The sequence below is a fragment of the Labrenzia sp. ATLA3 genome (genome assembly GCF_057180185.1).
Map to the genome: position 1 here is coordinate 79,315 of NZ_JBXUKV010000004.1, position 18,748 is coordinate 98,062.

16 protein-coding genes and 1 tRNA gene are annotated in these 18,748 nt (G+C 59.2%); 10 read left to right on the forward strand and 7 right to left on the reverse strand.

The features are described 5' to 3' along the window. Positions 1-216 precede the first annotated feature (216 nt). Positions 217-2,358 (forward strand): putative bifunctional diguanylate cyclase/phosphodiesterase, encoded by a 2,142-nt coding sequence (locus tag AC2A6O_RS11790; protein WP_498927206.1) that lies wholly within the window; start codon positions 217-219, stop codon positions 2,356-2,358. A 2-nt stretch (positions 2,359-2,360) separates the two neighbouring features. On the opposite strand, the gene AC2A6O_RS11795 is transcribed toward AC2A6O_RS11790, so the two are convergent. Next, positions 2,361-2,855, reverse strand: coding sequence for a MarR family winged helix-turn-helix transcriptional regulator (locus AC2A6O_RS11795; RefSeq protein WP_498927208.1), 495 nt, complete (start codon positions 2,853-2,855; stop codon positions 2,361-2,363). 66 nt (positions 2,856-2,921) lie between these two features. Between AC2A6O_RS11795 and AC2A6O_RS11800 the strand changes: the two genes are divergently transcribed. Genes AC2A6O_RS11800 through AC2A6O_RS11810 form a run of 3 tightly spaced genes read left to right on the forward strand, consistent with a single transcriptional unit; the run spans position 2,922 to position 7,651 of the window. Continuing rightward, entirely contained in the window at positions 2,922-4,697 is a 1,776-nt protein-coding gene (locus AC2A6O_RS11800; protein WP_498927210.1) for an N-acetylglutaminylglutamine amidotransferase, read from the forward strand. Between the two features lie 3 nt (positions 4,698-4,700). Then, positions 4,701-6,482 (forward strand): N-acetylglutaminylglutamine synthetase, encoded by a 1,782-nt coding sequence (gene ngg, locus AC2A6O_RS11805; RefSeq protein WP_148586524.1) that lies wholly within the window; start codon positions 4,701-4,703, stop codon positions 6,480-6,482. Continuing rightward, positions 6,479-7,651 carry an osmoprotectant NAGGN system M42 family peptidase gene (locus AC2A6O_RS11810; RefSeq protein ID WP_498927212.1) on the forward strand — a complete coding sequence of 391 codons (1,173 nt, stop codon included), beginning with the start codon at positions 6,479-6,481 and terminating at the stop codon, positions 7,649-7,651. Before ngg ends, AC2A6O_RS11810 begins: the two co-directional genes overlap by 4 nt. A gap of 24 nt (positions 7,652-7,675) precedes the next feature. Here the strand turns inward: AC2A6O_RS11810 and AC2A6O_RS11815 are convergent, their stop codons facing one another. From AC2A6O_RS11815 to AC2A6O_RS11830, 4 genes are read right to left on the reverse strand one after another with little or no spacing between them, the layout of a single operon-like run. Further along, positions 7,676-8,350 carry a class I SAM-dependent methyltransferase gene (locus AC2A6O_RS11815; RefSeq protein WP_498927215.1) on the reverse strand — a complete coding sequence of 225 codons (675 nt, stop codon included), beginning with the start codon at positions 8,348-8,350 and terminating at the stop codon, positions 7,676-7,678. Then, positions 8,347-9,180 (reverse strand): phosphonate ABC transporter, permease protein PhnE, encoded by an 834-nt coding sequence (gene phnE / locus AC2A6O_RS11820; RefSeq protein ID WP_148586521.1) that lies wholly within the window; start codon positions 9,178-9,180, stop codon positions 8,347-8,349. Before phnE (AC2A6O_RS11820) ends, AC2A6O_RS11815 begins: the two co-directional genes overlap by 4 nt. Further along, positions 9,173-9,988 carry a phosphonate ABC transporter ATP-binding protein gene (phnC, locus tag AC2A6O_RS11825; RefSeq protein WP_498927217.1) on the reverse strand — a complete coding sequence of 272 codons (816 nt, stop codon included), beginning with the start codon at positions 9,986-9,988 and terminating at the stop codon, positions 9,173-9,175. The genes phnE (AC2A6O_RS11820) and phnC (AC2A6O_RS11825) overlap by 8 nt, the downstream gene beginning before the upstream one ends. Beyond that, positions 9,988-10,860, reverse strand: a complete 873-nt coding sequence (locus tag AC2A6O_RS11830) for a phosphate/phosphite/phosphonate ABC transporter substrate-binding protein (RefSeq protein ID WP_498927219.1) — start codon at positions 10,858-10,860, stop codon at positions 9,988-9,990. Before AC2A6O_RS11830 ends, phnC (AC2A6O_RS11825) begins: the two co-directional genes overlap by 1 nt. Positions 10,861-11,158: 298 nt before the next feature. On the opposite strand from AC2A6O_RS11830, the gene phnC (AC2A6O_RS11835) reads away from it, so the two are divergent. The 4 genes from phnC (AC2A6O_RS11835) to phnE (AC2A6O_RS11850) all read left to right on the forward strand — a co-directional run bounded on the left by phnC (AC2A6O_RS11835) (position 11,159) and on the right by phnE (AC2A6O_RS11850) (position 14,997). Then, entirely contained in the window at positions 11,159-11,980 is an 822-nt protein-coding gene (gene phnC / locus AC2A6O_RS11835) for a phosphonate ABC transporter ATP-binding protein (protein WP_498927221.1), read from the forward strand. An 89-nt stretch (positions 11,981-12,069) separates the two neighbouring features. Beyond that, the gene (phnD, locus tag AC2A6O_RS11840) at positions 12,070-12,981 is read left to right on the forward strand and encodes a phosphonate ABC transporter substrate-binding protein (protein WP_148586517.1); all 912 of its coding nucleotides are present in this window, start codon (positions 12,070-12,072) and stop codon (positions 12,979-12,981) included. A 241-nt stretch (positions 12,982-13,222) separates the two neighbouring features. Next, entirely contained in the window at positions 13,223-14,137 is a 915-nt protein-coding gene (gene phnE, locus AC2A6O_RS11845; RefSeq protein WP_498927223.1) for a phosphonate ABC transporter, permease protein PhnE, read from the forward strand. Positions 14,138-14,139: 2 nt separating this feature from the next. Beyond that, positions 14,140-14,997, forward strand: coding sequence for a phosphonate ABC transporter, permease protein PhnE (gene phnE / locus AC2A6O_RS11850; protein WP_498927225.1), 858 nt, complete (start codon positions 14,140-14,142; stop codon positions 14,995-14,997). 203 nt (positions 14,998-15,200) lie between these two features. Here the strand turns inward: phnE (AC2A6O_RS11850) and AC2A6O_RS11855 are convergent, their stop codons facing one another. After that, the gene (locus AC2A6O_RS11855) at positions 15,201-16,376 is read right to left on the reverse strand and encodes an alpha-D-ribose 1-methylphosphonate 5-triphosphate diphosphatase (protein WP_498927227.1); all 1,176 of its coding nucleotides are present in this window, start codon (positions 16,374-16,376) and stop codon (positions 15,201-15,203) included. Positions 16,377-16,738: 362 nt separating this feature from the next. Further along, positions 16,739-16,824: transfer RNA gene (locus AC2A6O_RS11860), tRNA-Leu, on the reverse strand. A gap of 219 nt (positions 16,825-17,043) precedes the next feature. Between AC2A6O_RS11860 and map the strand changes: the two genes are divergently transcribed. Further along, positions 17,044-17,874 carry a type I methionyl aminopeptidase gene (gene map, locus AC2A6O_RS11865; RefSeq protein ID WP_148586513.1) on the forward strand — a complete coding sequence of 277 codons (831 nt, stop codon included), beginning with the start codon at positions 17,044-17,046 and terminating at the stop codon, positions 17,872-17,874. Between the two features lie 65 nt (positions 17,875-17,939). Further along, positions 17,940-18,653: a RadC family protein gene (gene radC / locus AC2A6O_RS11870; protein ID WP_148586512.1), complete on the forward strand. Its 714-nt coding sequence runs from the start codon at positions 17,940-17,942 to the stop codon at positions 18,651-18,653. The last annotated feature ends 95 nt before the right edge of the window (positions 18,654-18,748 follow it).

Here is an 18,748-nt window from a genome sequence, read left to right on the forward strand (position 1 = left end):
AAAGCCCGGAACCTCAGAGGCGAAATCGACGCCGTCAGGGGGCTGCATTCCTCCAAATTTCTTGACCCTGTTCAGGATTTCGTAGCGAATAAGAATTACTTTTGCGTGCTGATTGTCGATCCAGCCCCTTATACGTGAAGTTGACAAGGATTTGGTGCAATTAAACGGCTCGGCCTACATTCGCTTGCATTCAAGGTCAGCATTACCCTGCTTGTCATGGTGCTCTGCAGCATCGGGCTGATATCCGGGCTTGCCTATCATGAATTGTCCAGAACCACTCAGGAAAACGCAACCATAAGGCTTGACCGGGCAGCTCACGCAGCCGCCTCGATACTGCGCTATGGAACGAATGAAAGGCTTCTTCCCGAATTCGCAGGGACGGGCGCTCCGGCCTTGATACGCGTTTCCGAGGCGACCGCAGATGAATTGCTCCAACCGGGCGAAAAGCTGAAGGCGCTGGTGGAAACCATCGGCAAGACCAATCAGGGCGCAGCCAATCTGTTTAGATGGTCTGCAAGCACCAAAACGTTCAAGGAATTTGCGACCACATTACCCGGCCCGGAAGGCCAAAGCCCGCCAGCCGTTACGATCGATGAAGGACACCCTGCCTTCGCCAGCCTTTCGGCCGGACAGCCTTATTCCGGTAACGTTCCGGTTCAAGGCAGGTTTCGCCTCGCCTATCTGACGCCGATTGTCACCGAAGGCGGCAAGGTCGCCGGTGCCCTCGCAGTCGATGTCGGCTGGGTGGACGACCTGTCTCTGGCAGAAAACCGCCTGAAAACCCGAATAACCTCTGCGGCCATCATCATTTTGATTGCCGTCCTCCTCATCGGCGGACTGCTCTTGCACTTCGAGTTGCGGCCCCTGCGACGACTGGCAAAGGCAGCGGATGATCTCGCCGCCGGCCTCCAGCCAAAGCGTATTCCCTTCACGGACCGCCGGGACGAAATTGGTGATCTGGCACATGGGCTGGAGAAGGTTACAGACCTTCAGGACAAGTTGCACAAACTTGCCTATACGGATCCGGTAACGACTGCGGGCAACCGCTCCAGATACTTTTTCGACCTGAGCCAAGCGTTGAAACGGGCCAGAACCGGAAGCTTTTCTGCATCCCTCATCCATCTGGATTTCAATGGCTTTGCGAAGGTCAACGATACCTTTGGCCAGCAGGTTGGCAACCGGGTCCTGCTACAGGCCTACGCCCGGCTTGCCAACATCTTTGGCCCGAGCGCGCAGATCGCGCGCATCTCGGCCGATGACTTTTGCATTCTGCTTCCCTTCGACGGTAAGGGCGCAATCGCGGAAGACTATGCCGTGCAGGCAATCGACATGCTGTCCGTGCCCTTCCAGATGGAGGAAGGTGAAATCCACGTAGAGCCAAGCATTGGCATCGCCTTGTTGCCACGGGACGCGGAAGATGCGGAAACAGCGCACCGCATGGCCGGTCTTGCCTTGAGGGCGGCAAAACGGAATGCAGGCCCACGCTATGAATTTTTCTCTCCGCCGCTCAACGACCGGGTCCAGAGTGAAATGCTCACGGAGACGCTGCTGCGGGCCGCGCTCCAGACCCGCCAGCTTGTTCTGCATTACCAGCCGCAGGTTTGCCCCGCTGACGGCCGCCTTATCGGCCTGGAAGCCCTACTCCGCTGGCCTCACGAAAAACGCGGCAACATTCCCCCGGCAGAGTTCATTCCGATAGCCGAGAAAACCGGACTTATTCTGGACCTTGGCAGATATGTGCTGGATTCAGCCTGCAAACAGGCAGCGCAGTGGCGGCAGGCCGGGTTCGAATTCGGTCAGGTGTCGGTAAACGTGTCACCGCTGCAATTCCGCCAGTCCAGTTTTGCCGAGACAGTGCGTCAGACCTTGAAGACCTATGGGCTGCCGGCCAGTTGCCTGTGTCTGGAAGTGACGGAGAACGTCTTTGTCGACACCAGGGAACAAATGGTCCTGGATATCCTGTCCGAGCTTCAGCAGATTGGGGTGCAATTGTCGCTGGACGACTTCGGCTCAGGATATTCCTCGCTAAATTATCTGCATCGTCTACCGTTCCAGGAGCTCAAAATCGATCGCGCCTTCATTTCCGGGGCAGACAGCCATCCGCAGCGCGAGCAGCTTTTTGAAGCGATTGTCCGTCTTGGACGCAGTCTGGGGCTGCGCGTCATTGCAGAGGGGGCCGAAACAGCAGGTGAACTGGCACTGACCGTGACCCATCAATGTGACGGGATCCAGGGTTATATCTGTTCCCCGGCGGTGCCCGCAGAGCACCTTCAGTCGCAACTGCAAAACTTCCGTACAGATCTGAAATCCGAAAGCCTTGCGGGCAGCTCAAGCCATTCCTCGAAACGGCTGGCATGATCTTAAGCTGAAACCTTCCCAGTCATCAGGATCGGAGACGCATCCAGATTATGCGCATTCATCATTTCGGCAATTTGCTCGATGGAGGCGACGAGATGAACCCGCTCTTCAGCTTTCAGACTATCGAACTTTCGCTCAAACTCGTCGTGCAGAAGGCCAGGCAGGTTCGAGACAACCTCTGTGCCCTTTTCTGTCAGTTTGGCATGCACGATTCGTCTGTCAGAGACGGATCTGTAACGCTCGACGAGGCCCTTTTCTTCCAGCTTGTCGAGAATGGTTACAACAGTTGCCGAGCTCAGATCCGCGTTGTCGGAAAGGGCCTTGGTCGTCACCTCTCCCAGATCCCTTATGCCTTGCAAAACAACAATTTGTGGGATGGTGAGCCCAGTCTTCCTGGACACCTCCCGAGAGCGCAAGTCAATGGCCCGGACGATCTTCCGGATAGCCTTGACCACTTGCGATGACTGCATCGCCTGCATCATTACACCTCTATTCATTTGAACTCTAATGATTAGAGCTCTATATAGTGCGCGTCCAGTTACGAAACGGAGAATTTTTTCAATATGTGCGGCATTTGCGGCGAAGTGGTTTTCAATGGTAGCCAGGCAGACGTGGTTCGGGTCAGCCGGATGGCGGACGCAATGGCGGCGCGCGGCCCGGATGGAATGGGTGTGACGCAACGCGGCCGGGTCGCATTCGGGCACAGGCGCTTGAAAATTATCGACCTTAGCGAACGTGGCACCCAGCCCATGACCGACATGGTGCTTGGCCTCTCGTTGGTGTTCAACGGCTGCATATATAACTATCAGGAACTGCGGACGGAGCTCATCGACCGCGGTTACTCGTTCTTCTCCACCAGCGATACCGAGGTCATCCTCAAGGCCTGGGCCGAGTGGGGCAAGGATTGTTTTTCCAGGTTTCATGGCATGTTCGCCATCGCCATTCACGAGCACGACAGTGGCCGCATCCATCTGGCGCGCGACAGGTTCGGCATCAAGCCGCTGTACCTGAGCGAAGCGAACGGACGTCTTGCCTTCGCCTCCTCCCTGCCCGCGCTGCTGGCCGGTGGCGGCATCGACAAGTCGATCGACCGCGTCGCCCTGCATCACTACATGAGCTGGCACGCCGTCGTTCCCGCGCCGCGCACGATCCTGAACGGTGTGCGCAAGCTGCCCGCCGCGACGGTGCGGACGATTGAACCTGACGGCAGCTCCAGCGAGCATACCTACTGGGAGCCGCGGTTTGAAAAATCAGCAGAAGACCTCGCCCGCAGCGCCGACGACTGGCGCGATGCGGTTCTTGAAAGCCTGCGCACGGCGGTTCGCCGCCGCATGGTGGCGGACGTTCCCGTCGGCGTTCTCCTGTCCGGTGGTGTGGATTCCAGCCTGATCGTCGGTCTGCTGGCCGAGGAAGGCCAGAGAGGCCTTGCGACGTTCTCCATCGGCTTTGAAGAAGCCCACGGCGAAAAGGGCGACGAGTTCCAGTATTCCGACCTGATCGCCGAACACTACGGAACCAATCACCAGCAGATTTTCATTCCCTCTTCCGAGCTCCAGAAGAACCTGCCCGGAGCGATCCAGGCAATGTCGGAGCCGATGGTCTCCTACGACAACATCGGCTTTTATCTGCTGTCGCGTGAGGTTTCCAAGCACATCACCGTGGTCCAGTCCGGCCAAGGGGCCGATGAGGTCTTTGCCGGCTATCACTGGTATCCGAAGCTCAGCGGCTCAAACAGCCCTGTCTCGGACTACGCCACCGCCTTCTTCGATCGTACGGAAGCGCAGATGGCAGAAGCTGTTTCGCCCGCCTATCATTGCGAGCGCGATGAAAGCCTTGCATTCGTCGAGCAACACTTTGCCCGCTCCGGCGCGGAAGATCCGGTAGACAAGGCCCTGCGCCTCGACACCAACGTCATGCTGGTGGATGATCCGGTCAAGCGCGTCGACAACCATTCGATGGCCTGGGGACTGGAAGCGCGTGTGCCCTTCCTCGATCATGAACTGGTCGAGCTGGCCGGCAGAATTCCGGCCGAATTCAAGCTCGCCCAGGAAGGCAAGGGTGTCTTGAAGGAAGCAGCGCGCAAGGTCATTCCGAGCGCCGTCATCGACCGTCCGAAGGGCTATTTCCCGGTGCCGGCCCTGAAATACATCCAGGGTGAGTATCTCGACATGGTGCGCGATACGCTTTCCAGTCAGGCCGCCAGGGAACGAGGCCTCTTCAACGAGGTTTACCTGCAGAAGCTTTATGCCGACCCGACCAAATACATCACGCCGTTGCGTGGTTCCGAGCTTTGGCAGGTCGCGCTGCTGGAAATGTGGCTGCAGGCACAGGAGGTCTGATACATGGCCGATAATGAACCATCTCGGCCAAAGGGCGCCTTCGACCATCGCCTGAAACGCATGCGCCAGCATGGCTTGAAGCCGGAATACCGGCTGGAAGAGACGGAAGCCCAGAAAAACCGCTTTGTCGATTGCGGTTGGGGGCGACTGGTGTTCGCCAATACCTACAGCGAAACCGACAAGCTGGTCGAGATGCTGCGCAACGAACGGCCTGACAGGCGCGACATCGCGTTTTATGTACGCGACCCGCATGTACTGGTCGGATCGGCACCTCACGAGCTGTTTCTGGACCCCTCACACACGTTCCGTCTGGATCTCGCGACCTACCGGCCGGCCCGTAACCGGCGCAAGGGTTTCACCGTGCGCCGACTGTCCTCGCGCAGCGATGCCGAGGCGATCAACGAACTCTACCTCACCCGAGGCATGGTGCCGGTGCCGCCGGAGTTCTTCTGGTCGCAGCTCGACCCGCGCACCATCACGGTGCTTGTGGCTGAGGAAGACGAAACCGGCGTGATCGTCGGCACTGCCATGGGGGTCGACCATGGCCGGGTCACCAACGGCGCCGATCTCGGCAGTTCACTCTGGTGTCTTGCTGTTTCCCCGCAAGCCCGGTTTCCGGGCATCGGTGAAGCTCTGGTCCGGCGTATGGCGGAAGTCTTCAAGGGCAAAGGCACGCCGTACATGGACCTGTCTGTCCTGCACGACAACGACCTTGCCATCGGTCTTTACGACAAGCTCGGCTTCGAGCGGGTTCCCTATTTCACCGTCAAGCGCAAGAACACGATCAACGAGGCGTTGTTTGCTGGCCCTGCCCTGGAAGACAAGCTCAATCCCTACGCCACGATTATTGTGAACGAAGCACGGCGGCGTGGCATCCAGACCGAGATCATCGACGCGGAAGGCGGCTTCTTCAGGCTGAATTATGGCGGACGCTCGGTTGCCTGCCGGGAATCCCTGAGCGAATTCACCAGCGCCGTCGCCATGTCGATCTGCGATGACAAGGCCACGACACGCCGCATTGTCGAACGTGCCGGTGTCTGTGTGCCGAACCAGATACTGGCAGGCTCCGCCGACGAGATCGCCGCGTTTCTTGAAGAATACGGCTCGGTGGTCGTCAAACCTGCGCGCGGGGAACAGGGCAAGGGCATTGCCATTGGACTGACAACAACCGAAGACGTGATGGCTGCAGTCGACGTCGCCCGAACCTACTCCAACGACGTTCTGGTGGAGGAATTCGTCACGGGCCAGGATCTTCGCCTTGTGGTGATCGACTACAAGGTGGTGGCCGCTGCCCTGCGCAAGCCGGCAGAGGTCACCGGAAACGGCAAGTCGACGATTGGCGAACTGATCGATATCCAGTCGCGACGCCGAGCCGCTGCAACGGGCGGGGAATCCAGGATCGAAGTGGACGACGAAGTGCTGCGCTGCCTCAGCGCAAATGGCTTTCAGCTCGAAGACATCCTGCAGGAGGGCAAGAGCCTGCCGGTTCGCCGCACCGCCAACCTTCACACGGGCGGCACCATCCACGATGTGACCGGCGAAACCCATAGCACGCTCGTTCAGGCAGCGATCAAGGCGGCACGCGCCATTGAAATTCCTGTGACAGGCATTGACTTGATGGTCGCAGACCCGCGACAACCGGACTATCGCTTTATCGAGGCGAACGAGAGGCCGGGGCTTGCCAATCACGAACCTCAGCCCACCGCCGAACGCTTCGTAGACTTTCTGTTTCCCCTGTCGGTGCCACAGCCCGTCAGGACGACCTTGAACCGGGCCGGACAATGACCTTACTAAATATCGACATTTCCTACCTGAACGACAGGCTGAAGGATCTTCTGAAAATACCGAGCCCGACGGGATATACGGACGAGATCGTCCGTCATGTTTCCAAGGAACTGGAATCGCTCGGGGTGTTTTACGAGATCACACGCCGCGGCGGAGTTCGCGCGAGGGTCTCCGGCAAAAAACGCCGGCCCGCCCGGGCTTTCGTATCGCATCTCGATACGCTCGGAGCCCAGGTCAAATCCCTCAAGGACAATGGCCGTCTGGAGCTCGTCCCCATCGGTCACTGGTCCGCGCGGTTCTCAGAAGGTGCCCGCACCACGATCTTTTCCGAGAGCGGCGCCTATACCGGCACCATCTTGCCGCTGAAGGCCTCGGGGCACACGTACAACACCGGTGTCGATGAGCTGCCGGTCGGCTGGCCCTATGTCGAGCTTCGGGTCGACGCATATTCCAAGTCGGTGGAGGATCTGCATCGCTTGGGTATCGACGTTGGCGACTTTGTTGCCATCGACACGGCTCCGGAATTCCTGGAAAACGGCTTTATCGTCTCCCGCCACCTCGACAACAAGGCCGGGGTCGCGGTGATGCTGGCGGCAATCAAGGCGTTGGTGGAATCTGGCGTCGAACCGACGGTCGACGTGTTCTGGCTATTCACCATCGCGGAAGAGACCGGCCAGGGCGCTCAATCTATCCTGACGCCCGACATCGCCTCACTGGTCGCCATCGACAATGGCACCAGCGCCCCCGGGCAGAATTCGGACGAATTTGGCGTCACCATTGCGATGGCAGATCAGACAGGCCCGTTCGATTTTCATCTGACCCGCAAGATGGTTCAGCTCTGCCGGGACAATGACATCAAGTTCCAGAAGGATGTCTTCCGCTTTTACCGCTCCGATGCGGCAACGGCCATTGAAGCGGGTGCGGATGTGCGCACGGCACTGATCACCTTTGGTGTGGATGCCAGCCACGGCTATGAACGCATCCACATGCATGCGCTGCGGTCGCTTGCCGAACTGGCCACCGGTTACGCTCTGAGCCCGGTGGAAATCCAGCGCGATGCCCGCGAATTCGCGGACCTCAAGGGCTTCACGAGTCAACCAACGGCCGACGCCGACCAGAAGCTCAATCCTCAAACCGACGAACCGTTGCCGGAACCGGGGGGGGGCTAACGCCCGCCCGCCCCACCCCCTCGATCAGCGGTTGAGTTCGGCAATCATGTGCCAGTGCCACGAACCGGGTTTCGTGTGCACCTTGTCTTCCAGATAGCTCAGCTCGAAACGGTCGAACAGAGCCACCAGCTCACTCGCGTTGCAATAAAAATGCGGGTGATCCTTGTCGTCGTCGCCATCGCGCACCCAGGTGTCGGCGGCCACTTCCGTCCCGATACCGAAGTTGGCGTTGCGCTTCGACAGCATTGTCCCCTGATAGATCCCGCCAGGTTTCAGTACCCGGGCGATTTCCGAGATCGCTGTGCGAACGATTGAGGGATCGCCGTGATAGATCACGTTGAAGGACAGAACGTAGTCGAAACTGTTGTCTTCGAACGGCAGCGCCGTCATCGGGGCCAGATGAGTTTCAATGTTCACACCTTCCGCTGCCGCACTCTTTTCCAGTTCCGCCAGCCCCGCTTCCGAAAGATCCATCGCATGCGTCTCGAAACCGGCACGGGCGAAAGACAGGGCGTGACGGCCAACGCCGCAACCAAGATCCAAAGCCCGGACCTTTTCCCGCTTCTGAAGTCGTTCAATCAGACCGGCAACATCCGGATCCGGACGCAACCAGTCGGCCCGGCCCTCCTCCGTCTGCCAGCGTTTGTCCCAGGCCAGATGGGCCGTATCGGTTTTTTGTGAGGCTAGTGCGTTGCTCATTGAGATGCTCCTTCCAGAATGCGGCTGCGGGTCAGGTTGCCGAGCCGTTCAACACAAAGAACCAGCACGAAGATCATCAGGATGATGGTCATCGCGAGCTGGTAGTCAAAAAAGTCCATAGCCACCTTCAGTTCGATGCCGATGCCCCCTGCCCCGACAAGGCCGAGCACGACGGACGACCGGGTCGCCTTTTCAAGCGCGAACAGCGACGTGGTGATGAAGGAAGGCATCGCGGCGGGCACCACCGCACAGAAGATCGTGTCGAAGCGGCCCGCCCCGGCGGCTGTCAGCGCTTCGCCGGGCCCCTTCTCCACATCTTCCATGGCTTCAGCGAAGAAACGTCCGCAGAAACCGACGGTGTCGACAGCGATGGCCAGCGTGCCCGCAAAAGGCCCCAACCCGACCGAAATGACGAAAACCAGTGCCCACACGAGATCCGGCACCGTCCTGAAGAGAGCGATCAGCAAACGCGCGGACGTATAGACAGCCCGTGACAGCAAGGAGGGTCGCGTCAACCCCTTTGCGGCCAATACCGCCAGCGGCAGGCTGAGAACAATGCCGATGAGCGTACCTGCCAGCGCCATCTGGAATGTTTCCAGCAGCGCTTTCGACAATTGTGGCAACCGCTCCAGCGACGGCGGCCAGGCCCGCGACAGGAAGTCGGCCAGTGCCGGACCGCCAGAGACCAGAGCGGAAAAAGACCAGCCGGCCCCCTGAAACGACCAGACGACAAAGGCAATCAGAGCCACGTAGACGACGAAGTGCAGCGCGCCGGGACGTTCGAACCTGTCCGGCAGGCGAGAGTGCTTGAATGTCAGGAGATCAGCCATAGTGCTTCCCCAGATCCGCAGCGCTCAAACCGCTGCTGCTGTCATCCAGAACGACTTCCCCCTGCCGGATCGCAAGGACACGGTCGGAATAGGCAAGCGCCTGTTGGACGTTGTGCGAGGTGAACAGAAGCGTGATCCCCTCTTCCCGGGTCAGTTGGCGAAAGAGGTCCATCACTTCCTGACCGGCAACCGGATCCAGACTGGCAACCGGCTCGTCCGCGACAATCATTTTGGGCTGCTGCATCAGGGCCCTGGCAATCGCCACCCGCTGGGACTGGCCGCCGGAGAGCTGATCGGCCCGTTTCATGGCCTGGTCTGCGAGCCCGACCCTGTCGAGGCAGGCCATCGCCCGATCCCGCAAGGCCGTTGCGGCCAGAAGCTGCGACCAGCCGCGTATGCCGCCGGCACGGCCAAGATTGCCATGGATCACATTGGTCAACGCGGAAACCCGCGGCACCAGATTGTGCTTTTGAAAGACAAACCCAACTTCGGCGCGAACCCGTCTGAGTTGTCGCTGACGCGCCGCGGAAATATCCTCGCCGAACAGCAGAACCGAACCGGCTTCCGGCTCGATCAGCCGCAGTGCGCACCGCAAGGCGGTCGATTTGCCAGCACCGTTGGAGCCGATCAGGGCAACCGCTTCCTCACGGCCCACGGAAAAGGAAATACCGCGCAGCACGTTCCGATCCTTGCCGAACGACTTGCAGAGTCCCTCGACCTTCAGATCGCAGATTGGGTTTGTCTCGGGTTTTGAAGCCGGAACCGCCGGCGCAACCGCGCCGGCGGACTGGAGCAGAGGCTGCGCCATTATTCACCGATGAACTTGTCGTATTGCGGGAAACCGGCGGTGGTGTACATGGACCGGACGAGGTCGTAGGAACCGTCCTCGATCGCCACCAGATCCATGCCCGAATACTTGTCGTTTTCCTCATGCTGCAGGATCGCGGCGATGATTGAATCCTTGTTGTCGAGGATCGCCTCGCGCAGCTTCTGCGCTGCCGCGGGATCGACATGGGCCCCGACCATGATCATGTCGTTCGGCAGATCACCGGAACGGGCAATCACCCGGAAAAAGCCGTTGGGGACGCTGTCATCCTTGTTGCGGGTGCCCAGCCAGGAATTGTGGTTGATGCCGATGGCCGCAACATCACCCTTCTTCAAGGCCTCATGCGCGATGTTGCGAGAGGTATGCAGCTTGTCGATGTCCTTGATCGGATCGACACCATAGTCGGCCATCAACTGCATCGGACACAGCATATTGGACGTGGACCCGATGTCGCCGAAGGCCACTTTCCTGCCCTTGAGATCGGCCGGGCGCGTGAAGCCGCTGTCGGCACGCACGACGATGGCACAGAAATAGTCCGGACGGCCGAGACCGATCAGCGGGCGGGCTTCGGTCAGTTCGTTGATCACGATGTATTCGGCAGGCCCGGTCACGACGAAATCGACGCGTTTGGCGCGCAAGGCTTCAGCAGCCGCGGTACGGCTGGTCACCGGAAAGAACTCGAACGTGTGGTCTGTCGCATTTTCGAGGGCGTCCTTGAACGGACCCCATTCGACCTGCAGCCGCTCCAGGCCTTCCACATCAGTTACGGCCAGCTTGAAGCTATCGGCCAGGGATGAAGACAGGGAAACGGCGAGAACTGCAGCCGCGAGGGCGGCGGATTTCAAAAAACGCATGACGGGAACTCCTCAGAAAACCGAAACAAAGCCGGCAAGGCAAAGGGAGCGTAACGACAAGCGCGCTGTTGAACGTGACTGTATTATGTAAATTTTACGAAATTTACACCCCACCAAAACAGAACCTCAAAGGAGAAATTTCCATTATCTTGAATCTAACAAATAATTCTTCCTCTTATTTGTTTACCGGCAAATCTTAATCACAACATTGTCGTAAAACTTCATAAAAGTATAATCGTATAGACATCTAATCTCGGCACATGACTGCTATCTCGCTCTCCGTTTTTCGGAGGGGCCGATGCTGGTCATTGAGCAATTATCAAAAGTGTTTGGAGACCTGACCGCTGTGGACAGTGTCTCCCTTGCCATTCCCAAGGGGCAGATGGTGGGCGTCATCGGTCGATCGGGGGCCGGCAAGTCCACTTTCCTGCGCATGGTCAACCGGCTGACCGACCCCAGCCGGGGCACGATCCTGAATGAGGGCCAGAACATCACGGCCCTGAAGGGCCGCGACCTGCGCCTCTGGCGAGCGTCCTGCGCGATGATCTTTCAGCAATTCAATCTTGTTGAACGCATGGATGTGCTGACCAATGTCATGATCGGCCGGATAGCCCACACAGGCTTCCTGCGGTCCATGACGCGCTCCTTCACCGATGAAGACCGCGCCCGTGCCATCGAAGCGCTGGACCGGCTCGGTCTGGTGCCACAAGCACTGCAACGTGCTGGAACCCTTTCGGGCGGCCAGCAGCAGCGTGTCGCCATTGCCAAGGCACTGGTGCAGAACCCGCGCATCATGCTGGCCGACGAACCGATTGCCTCTCTCGATCCGGCCAATGCCAGCCGGGTGATGGACGCCCTGCGCGAAATCAACCAGACGGACGGTCTCACGGTTCTGGTCAACCTGCACACACTCGACACTGCCCGCGCCTATTGCGACCGGATCGTCGCGATGAAGGACGGGCGGGTTCAGTTCGACGGCACACCGGAAGCACTGACAAGCGAAAAGGTGCGTCAGATCTACGGCACCGATGATCTTTCGGCCGACATCAACGAAGCGGTGACCTCCACCTCCCTCACAGCAACCTCTTCCCGGCAGCCCGTCAAGGCCTTCGGGACCTGACTTTCGCGAAGCGGTCTTTCCGCTCTCGCAGCCTTAAGCGGCTTGTGCCGCCAACCCGCCGGACCAGCCGGCACCAAAGGAGACTTAAGATGAAGGCCCTATTTGCAGCCGCCGTATCCGTTGCCATTCTTGCAGCCTCCCCGGCCCTCGCCGAAGGCTGGAAGGACCAGTACAAGACGATCAAGTTCGGCATCCTGTCCGGCGAAAACGAAAAGGACCGGATCGCCCGCTACACACCATTTGAGAAATACCTGGAAAATGAACTCGGCGTAGATGTCGAGATCTTCACGGCCGGCTCTTACGACGGCGTTATCCAGGCGATGGCAGCCGACCAGATCGAGTTTGCCTTCTTCGGGTCGTCCTCCTATGCCGCCGCCTACACCGAAACCAACGGCGGTATCGTCCCGCTGGTCTCGCGCCTGCAGAAAGACGGTTCCACCGGCTATTTCTCAGTGGTCGCCGTACGTTGCGACAGTGGCTACAAGACCCTGGACGACCTCAAAGGCAAGACGCTTGCCTTTGCCGATCCGGACAGCACCTCCGGCTATGCGGTCCCCTACTTCAACCTGAGCAAACAGGGCTACGACCCGAAAACCTTTTTCAAGGCCATCCCCTTCTCCGGCGCCCATGAAACCGGTGTCCTTGGCGTCTACAACAAGCAGTATGACGCTGCCGCCACCTACATCACCAACGAGGAAGACGGTATTCCGCAGCGCATGGTCACCAAGGGCATGATCGAAAAAGACTCGATCTGCACCATCTGGAAATCCCCGGAAATCACCTCCGGCCCGCTAGCCGCCCGCGCAAACCTGCCCAAGGGGCTGATAGATGCCATGCGCACCGCAGTCATGGAGATCCCGGAGAAGGACACGCTCGCCTTTATCGAGATGACCGGCGGCGAAGACAGCACGCAGGAAGGCTGGATCGAGGTTGATCACGATCGCTACCAGTGGATCGTCGACATGCGCGATTGGCTGAAAAAACAGCGTCGCGGCGGCTGAAACTGACGTAAATGACGTTTCAGGCCGGGCCGTTGGTTAGGCCTGAAACGCCCCCCCCTGAGGAAGTGCCAAGCGTGGTCCGAAGGCAAGGACGGCAGGCTGCTTTCTTGCGGCACATCTGTCGCGGCTGTCCGTCCCGTCGCACGTCAAGGCGCAGCTTTGTGAAGCAGCCTCATTTCCGACACCTGTTCGCGGCGATCCATCGGCGCTTTCATTTCAATTGCGAGCAACGGCAGTGGCCATGACAGCCCTTACCCCCGCCATCGATCAGTTCGAACACGACTACGCCGCCGCCCGCCGGTCTGCCCTGCGGCTGAACCTGATCTCCACGCTGCTTTTTGCTCTCTGCTTCTTGGTGACGGCTTGGATCGGCGGCTTCTTCGACATGACCGACGTCATCCTTCCCGGCGGCGAGCGCGTTTCCATGTGGAAGATCTGGGCAGGCCTGCCTCGGCTCGGAGAATATCTCTACAAGACCTTGCCCGAGCTTCATCGTGAAACGCTGGGTGCGGATCTTGCTGGCTGGTTCTGGCGCTGGAAGGTCTGGCTCTGGCTGCTCGTGGAGACGATCCTGATCGCCTATATGGCAACGCTGCTTGGCATCGTCGGGGCCTTTTTCCTGAGTTTCCCGGCATCGCGGAACCTGTCGCCCAACAGATGGGTGCTGAACGTGACCCGGCGGTTTCTGGAAATCATCCGGACGGTCCCTGATCTGGTCTGGGCCCTCATCTTCGTTTTCTGTTTCGGCGTAGGCCCTCTGGCCGGTGTGCTCGCCATCGGTCTTCATGCCACCGGCGCTCTGGGCAAGCTCTACTCAGAAGCCAACGAAAATGCCGACATGCGGCCGCTGGAAGGTATCAAGGCCTCGGGGGGTTCGTGGTTCGACCAGATCCGCTACGGCATCGTGCCTCAGGTTGTTCCGAACATCATCAGCTACACGCTGCTGCGTTTCGAAATCAACGTCCGCTCATCCTCCATCGTCGGCTTTGTCGGTGCAGGCGGCCTAGGCCAGGAGATCCGCGTGGCCATGTCCCTGCAGGAATACACCGATCTCTCGGCCCTGTTCCTGATTGTCTTCGTCACCGTGATCGTCATCGACATGCTGAGCGAGAAGGTGCGCCACCACATCATCGGCCTGACCGGAAAAGGTATCTGACCATGACCGCTCCAACGCCCGACATCGCACGCGCCAGGTCTCTGGCTCCAGGTGCCTTTTCCACGCCTCGCCGCACACGTCTGATCCAGCTTGCCGGCTGGACGGTTTTCCTTCTTCTGACAGGCTGGTGCCTGTGGGATTTCGGTTTCGCGCCCGCACGACTTCTTCAAGGAGCGACACGCTTCGGCGACGTGCTGGCCTTCATGTTTCCGCCCCATATCTGGACGAGCTGGGCGGAGTGGCAGGAGATCCTGAAAGGTCTTGGGGAAACTGTCGCCATGGCCTTCATGGGCACGCTTCTGGGGGCCGTGATTGCGTTTCCGCTGGCGTTTCTGGGGGCCAAGAACATCATGCCGTTCTCCTGGCTCCGGCTTGGCGTCAGGCGCGGGTTCGATGCTCTGAGAGCCATCGAACAATTGATCCTTGCCCTCATCTTCATTCGTGCGTTCGGCCTCGGCCCGCTGGCCGGCATCCTGGCCATCGCGGTGTCGGAAATCGGCACCTTCTCCAAACTTTTTTCCGAAGCGATCGAGAACACCTCCCAGAAACCGGCAGAAGGCGTCCGCGCCTCCGGCGGCGGCAGCGTCCAGACGATCCGCTTCGCCGTCCTGCCGCAGGCCCTGCCGGTGATCCTGTCGATCATTCTCTACAATTTCGAATCCAACACCCGCACCGGCACCATTTTGGGCATCGTCGGCGCCGGCGGCATCGGCTTCCTCCTCGCCGACCGCATCCAGGCCTATCGCTGGCCGGAAGCCTGGACGATCATTTTCCTCATCGTGCTGGTCGTCTACCTGATCGACGGCTTCTCCGGCTTCCTGCGCCGGAAGATCATCGGCTCGGAGTCTGGGCGGACGTGAGATCGTGATGTGGCGAAGCATCCCCTTTGATCGCGTTGCCACCTTTCCGATGCGTGCCCCTCACTCCGCAAACATCAATCAACGCCTCCCGCTTCCCTGGGAAGCGGCATGAATGCCATGGTCGAACCATGGCATTCATGCCGTGACCTCACCACGAGCCCAGTCTCGAAGGCGTTCAATAACCGCGTTTCACCGCTGAACGATCAGAGCACCCGCTGACCGTTCCGCCAGGCCCGTTTGATGAAGGGATGTCCGTTGAAGACGCCAACGTGAAGCAGGTCGGCGCGTTTGCCCTGTGCGATCTCGCCCCTGTCCGACAGCCCGGCCACTTCCGCCGGTGTTTTCGAAACCATCCGGATTGCCGCCGGCAGGTCAGCGTGGAAGGCGTCTCCCGTTCCCACGAGGAAAGCGCAGTCAAGCAGCGAGCGCGGGACGTAGTCGGATGCCAGGATATCGACCAGATCTTCTGCCAGAAGCGCGCTGACGGCGATGTTGCCTGATTGGGACCCACCACGAATGACATTGGGCGCGCCGCCGACAACATGCATGGCATGGCTCTTGGCCTTGCGGGCCGCTTCCAGCGTGCAGGGAAATTCCGAAACACTGATACCTTCACCAAGTGCCTCGTCGATATGCTCAAGTTCCGTATCATCGTGGCTGAGCAGCGGCAGCTTGTACGCATGCGCCAGCGCGACCACCGCCGGCCGCACCTTCGAGCTGGTTTCGTCCGAAAAATTCAGAAGTATCTGCGTCTCCCGCTCGGCAACGGCACGTGTTTCGCCCGTATCCGCCATGCGCCGGTGGAGGTAGGCCTCAACATCCTTGCTCTGCCGACGGCCCGGCAGGTGTTCCATCACCGACACCATGCGCACGATGTCCTTGCCGATGTTTTCTTCCGTCAGGCGCGTCGTTTCGCCATCCGTGATCTCACAGCGAAGGTGCACCAGGTGCTCGGACTTCAACATGCCAGCCGCCTGGAGCGTTTCCAGCGCATCGATCATCGGCGCAAGGATTTCCCGGCGTTCGGGGTTCTTGATCGTCGCGCCAACGCACAGGCTGTCGAAAACGGTGGTGATGCCGCTGCCGATGATCTGCGCATCATGTGCCATCGCAGCCCGTGATGGTTCCCAACGCACATGAGCACGCGGGAAGACATGTTTTTCGAAATGGTCGGTGTGAATGTCGACCAGTCCCGGCAGCAGATAATCGCCCTGAAGATCATCCCCGGCTTGCGGCGCGTTGCCCTGATCAACCGAGACAATCCCGGTGTCGGAAAAGGCAACGTGCCCACTGACGACCTCGTCCGCGAGCACGAGCCAGGCGTTTTTCAAAACTGTCAGGGCGCTGCCGGAAGGCACGCGATTGTCGGCATACGTCATGGAAACTCCCTCCGGCGAGCAGAATGAACGAATTCAAGAATGGCCCGGAAGTGGACCGAAAAAGATGTGGCTCCGTGTGACCGGGAGCGAACTGAGCCGGAAGCAAACGCGCTTCCGGTTGAACGCCCGATGATCTAGCGTTCTTTCGAGCAGAAATTGTGACAGTCGTTCAACGGATCCGTGACAATCCGGAAAAATCTGCGGTTTACAGGCAAAGAGAAGGCAGTACGGAGCCGAATTTGCAACCTGCCTTCAACCGACTGGAAAGACAAGAGCATGCGGAAAGACGTGACAGGCGAGAAGGGAAACCCAGAACCAGGTCGGCGCTTAAGCAGACCGGAGACCGGTCGCGCAACAAACTATGGTGCGGGCGACGGGACTCGAACCCGTACAGCCTAGGGCCGAGGGATTTTAAGTCCCTTGTGTCTACCAATTCCACCACGCCCGCTTTTCTCTTCCCCTAGCTCTCCTGCCGGAAAAGCGCAAGAAGGCACCGCGGCTTTTCACCGCGTTAGCAGGAAGTTTCCACGTCAGGCTGATTTTGCCGGAACAGAAGCTGGAAATTGAGCGCTCGGAGCGGTATGTGAACAAACAACGGATAATTGGTGCCGAACCCAGCCTTCATGGCTTACAATGCACCGGAAAATTGTGAGACACGGTAATCCCCATGGTCAGCTATATCGACGCTTCGGAAGCACCTTTGAAAAATACGGGCCAGATACGGTTGTACGGTCCAGAGGATTTCGAAGGCATGATGCGTGCCGGTCAGTTGACAGCAGCCTGTCTTGATGAGCTCACCGATCTCGTCAAACCGGGCACAACGACCCAGGAAATCGATGACTTCGTCTATCAGTACGGCATGGATCACAACGCCATTCCGGCAACGCTGAACTATCGCGGCTACACCAAGTCCTCCTGCACGTCGATCAACCACGTCGTCTGTCACGGCATTCCCAACGAAAAGGGCCTGCGCGAAGGCGACATCGTCAACATTGACGTTACCTTCATTCTGGACGGGTGGCACGGCGATTCCAGCCGCATGTACCCGGTCGGCCAATTGAAGCGTGCCGCCGAACGCCTGATTGATGTGACCTATGAATCGCTGATGCGTGGCATCGAGGCGGCCAAGCCGGGCAACACCACGGGTGATATCGGCGCAGCCATCCAGACATTCGTTGAGGCGGAACGCTGCTCCGTGGTGCGCGATTTCTGCGGTCATGGCGTTGGTCTGCTGTTTCACGACACCCCGAACATCCTGCACTATGGCCGCCCCGGTGAAGGTGTGGAACTGAAGCCTGGCATGATTTTCACAATCGAACCGATGGTCAATCTGGGCCGTCCGCACGTGAAGGTTCTCAGTGATGGCTGGACCGCCGTGACGCGCGACAGGTCCCTGTCGGCCCAGTTCGAACATTCCATCGGTATCACTCCCGAAGGCTGCCAGATCTTCACCACTTCGCCCAAAGGCATCCACAAGCCTGGCCTGCAAACCGACTGAAGGTACGGCTGCCCCTAAATTATCGGCGAAGTGCCGTCATCTGATAGCGGCTGACGCAGGAGCTCATGAAAGAGACGACCACCGCCAGTGAAACACCGGCCACCGCCGGCGGCGACCACAAGGGGCACCGCCAGCGGCTGCGGGAACGATTCCGTAAAACCGGCGAGCAAGGTCTTGCCGACTATGAACTTCTTGAATTTCTTTTGTTTTCTGCCCTGCCCCGCCAGGACACCAAGCCGATTGCCAAAGCCTTGCTGCAGCGCTTCGGTTCCTTTCCGGCGGCTCTTGCCGCGCCCAGGGAAAGGCTGAAGGAAATCCCGGGCCTGTCAGACATCAGCATCGACGCCCTTCAGGCCGTGCACGCATCCGTCATCCGCTTTCACAAGGCTGGCCTGGAAAAACGTCAGGTGCTGGACAGCTGGCAGAAAGTCATGGACTACCTCCAGGTTTCCATGGGGCTTGCCCCTGTCGAGCAATTCAGGGTCCTGTTTCTGGATAAAAAGAATGCCCTGATCGCGGACGAAGTTCAGCAGACAGGTACTGTCGATCACACCCCCGTCTATCCGCGCGAAGTCATCCGGCGTGCTTTGGAGCTTTCGGCGACGGCGCTGATCCTGGTGCATAACCACCCGTCCGGAGACCCGACCCCGTCCAGAGCCGACATTCAGATGACCAAGAAAATCGTCGATATCGCCGGCCCGCTCGGGATCGAGGTGCATGATCACATCATCGTCGGCCTGCGAAACAATGTCAGCTTCCGCAGCCTGCAATTGATCTGATTGCCCGCTCGGGAAAGAAGCCAGATTATGCGCCTGTGCTGAAGAGTGCCTTCAGGCCGCAGGCAAAACCGGATCAGATATTTCCAGACTTTACC

Coding starts and splice junctions, on each gene's coding strand:
- AC2A6O_RS11790 (WP_498927206.1), top strand. CDS start 217: ATGGTGCTCTGCAGCATCGGGCTGATATCCGGGCTTGCCTATCATGAA.
- AC2A6O_RS11795 (WP_498927208.1), bottom strand. CDS start 2,855: ATGAATAGAGGTGTAATGATGCAGGCGATGCAGTCATCGCAAGTGGTC.
- AC2A6O_RS11800 (WP_498927210.1), top strand. CDS start 2,922: ATGTGCGGCATTTGCGGCGAAGTGGTTTTCAATGGTAGCCAGGCAGAC.
- ngg (WP_148586524.1), top strand. CDS start 4,701: ATGGCCGATAATGAACCATCTCGGCCAAAGGGCGCCTTCGACCATCGC.
- AC2A6O_RS11810 (WP_498927212.1), top strand. CDS start 6,479: ATGACCTTACTAAATATCGACATTTCCTACCTGAACGACAGGCTGAAG.
- AC2A6O_RS11815 (WP_498927215.1), bottom strand. CDS start 8,350: ATGAGCAACGCACTAGCCTCACAAAAAACCGATACGGCCCATCTGGCC.
- phnE (WP_148586521.1), bottom strand. CDS start 9,180: ATGGCTGATCTCCTGACATTCAAGCACTCTCGCCTGCCGGACAGGTTC.
- phnC (WP_498927217.1), bottom strand. CDS start 9,988: ATGGCGCAGCCTCTGCTCCAGTCCGCCGGCGCGGTTGCGCCGGCGGTT.
- AC2A6O_RS11830 (WP_498927219.1), bottom strand. CDS start 10,860: ATGCGTTTTTTGAAATCCGCCGCCCTCGCGGCTGCAGTTCTCGCCGTT.
- phnC (WP_498927221.1), top strand. CDS start 11,159: ATGCTGGTCATTGAGCAATTATCAAAAGTGTTTGGAGACCTGACCGCT.
- phnD (WP_148586517.1), top strand. CDS start 12,070: ATGAAGGCCCTATTTGCAGCCGCCGTATCCGTTGCCATTCTTGCAGCC.
- phnE (WP_498927223.1), top strand. CDS start 13,223: ATGACAGCCCTTACCCCCGCCATCGATCAGTTCGAACACGACTACGCC.
- phnE (WP_498927225.1), top strand. CDS start 14,140: ATGACCGCTCCAACGCCCGACATCGCACGCGCCAGGTCTCTGGCTCCA.
- AC2A6O_RS11855 (WP_498927227.1), bottom strand. CDS start 16,376: ATGACGTATGCCGACAATCGCGTGCCTTCCGGCAGCGCCCTGACAGTT.
- map (WP_148586513.1), top strand. CDS start 17,044: ATGGTCAGCTATATCGACGCTTCGGAAGCACCTTTGAAAAATACGGGC.
- radC (WP_148586512.1), top strand. CDS start 17,940: ATGAAAGAGACGACCACCGCCAGTGAAACACCGGCCACCGCCGGCGGC.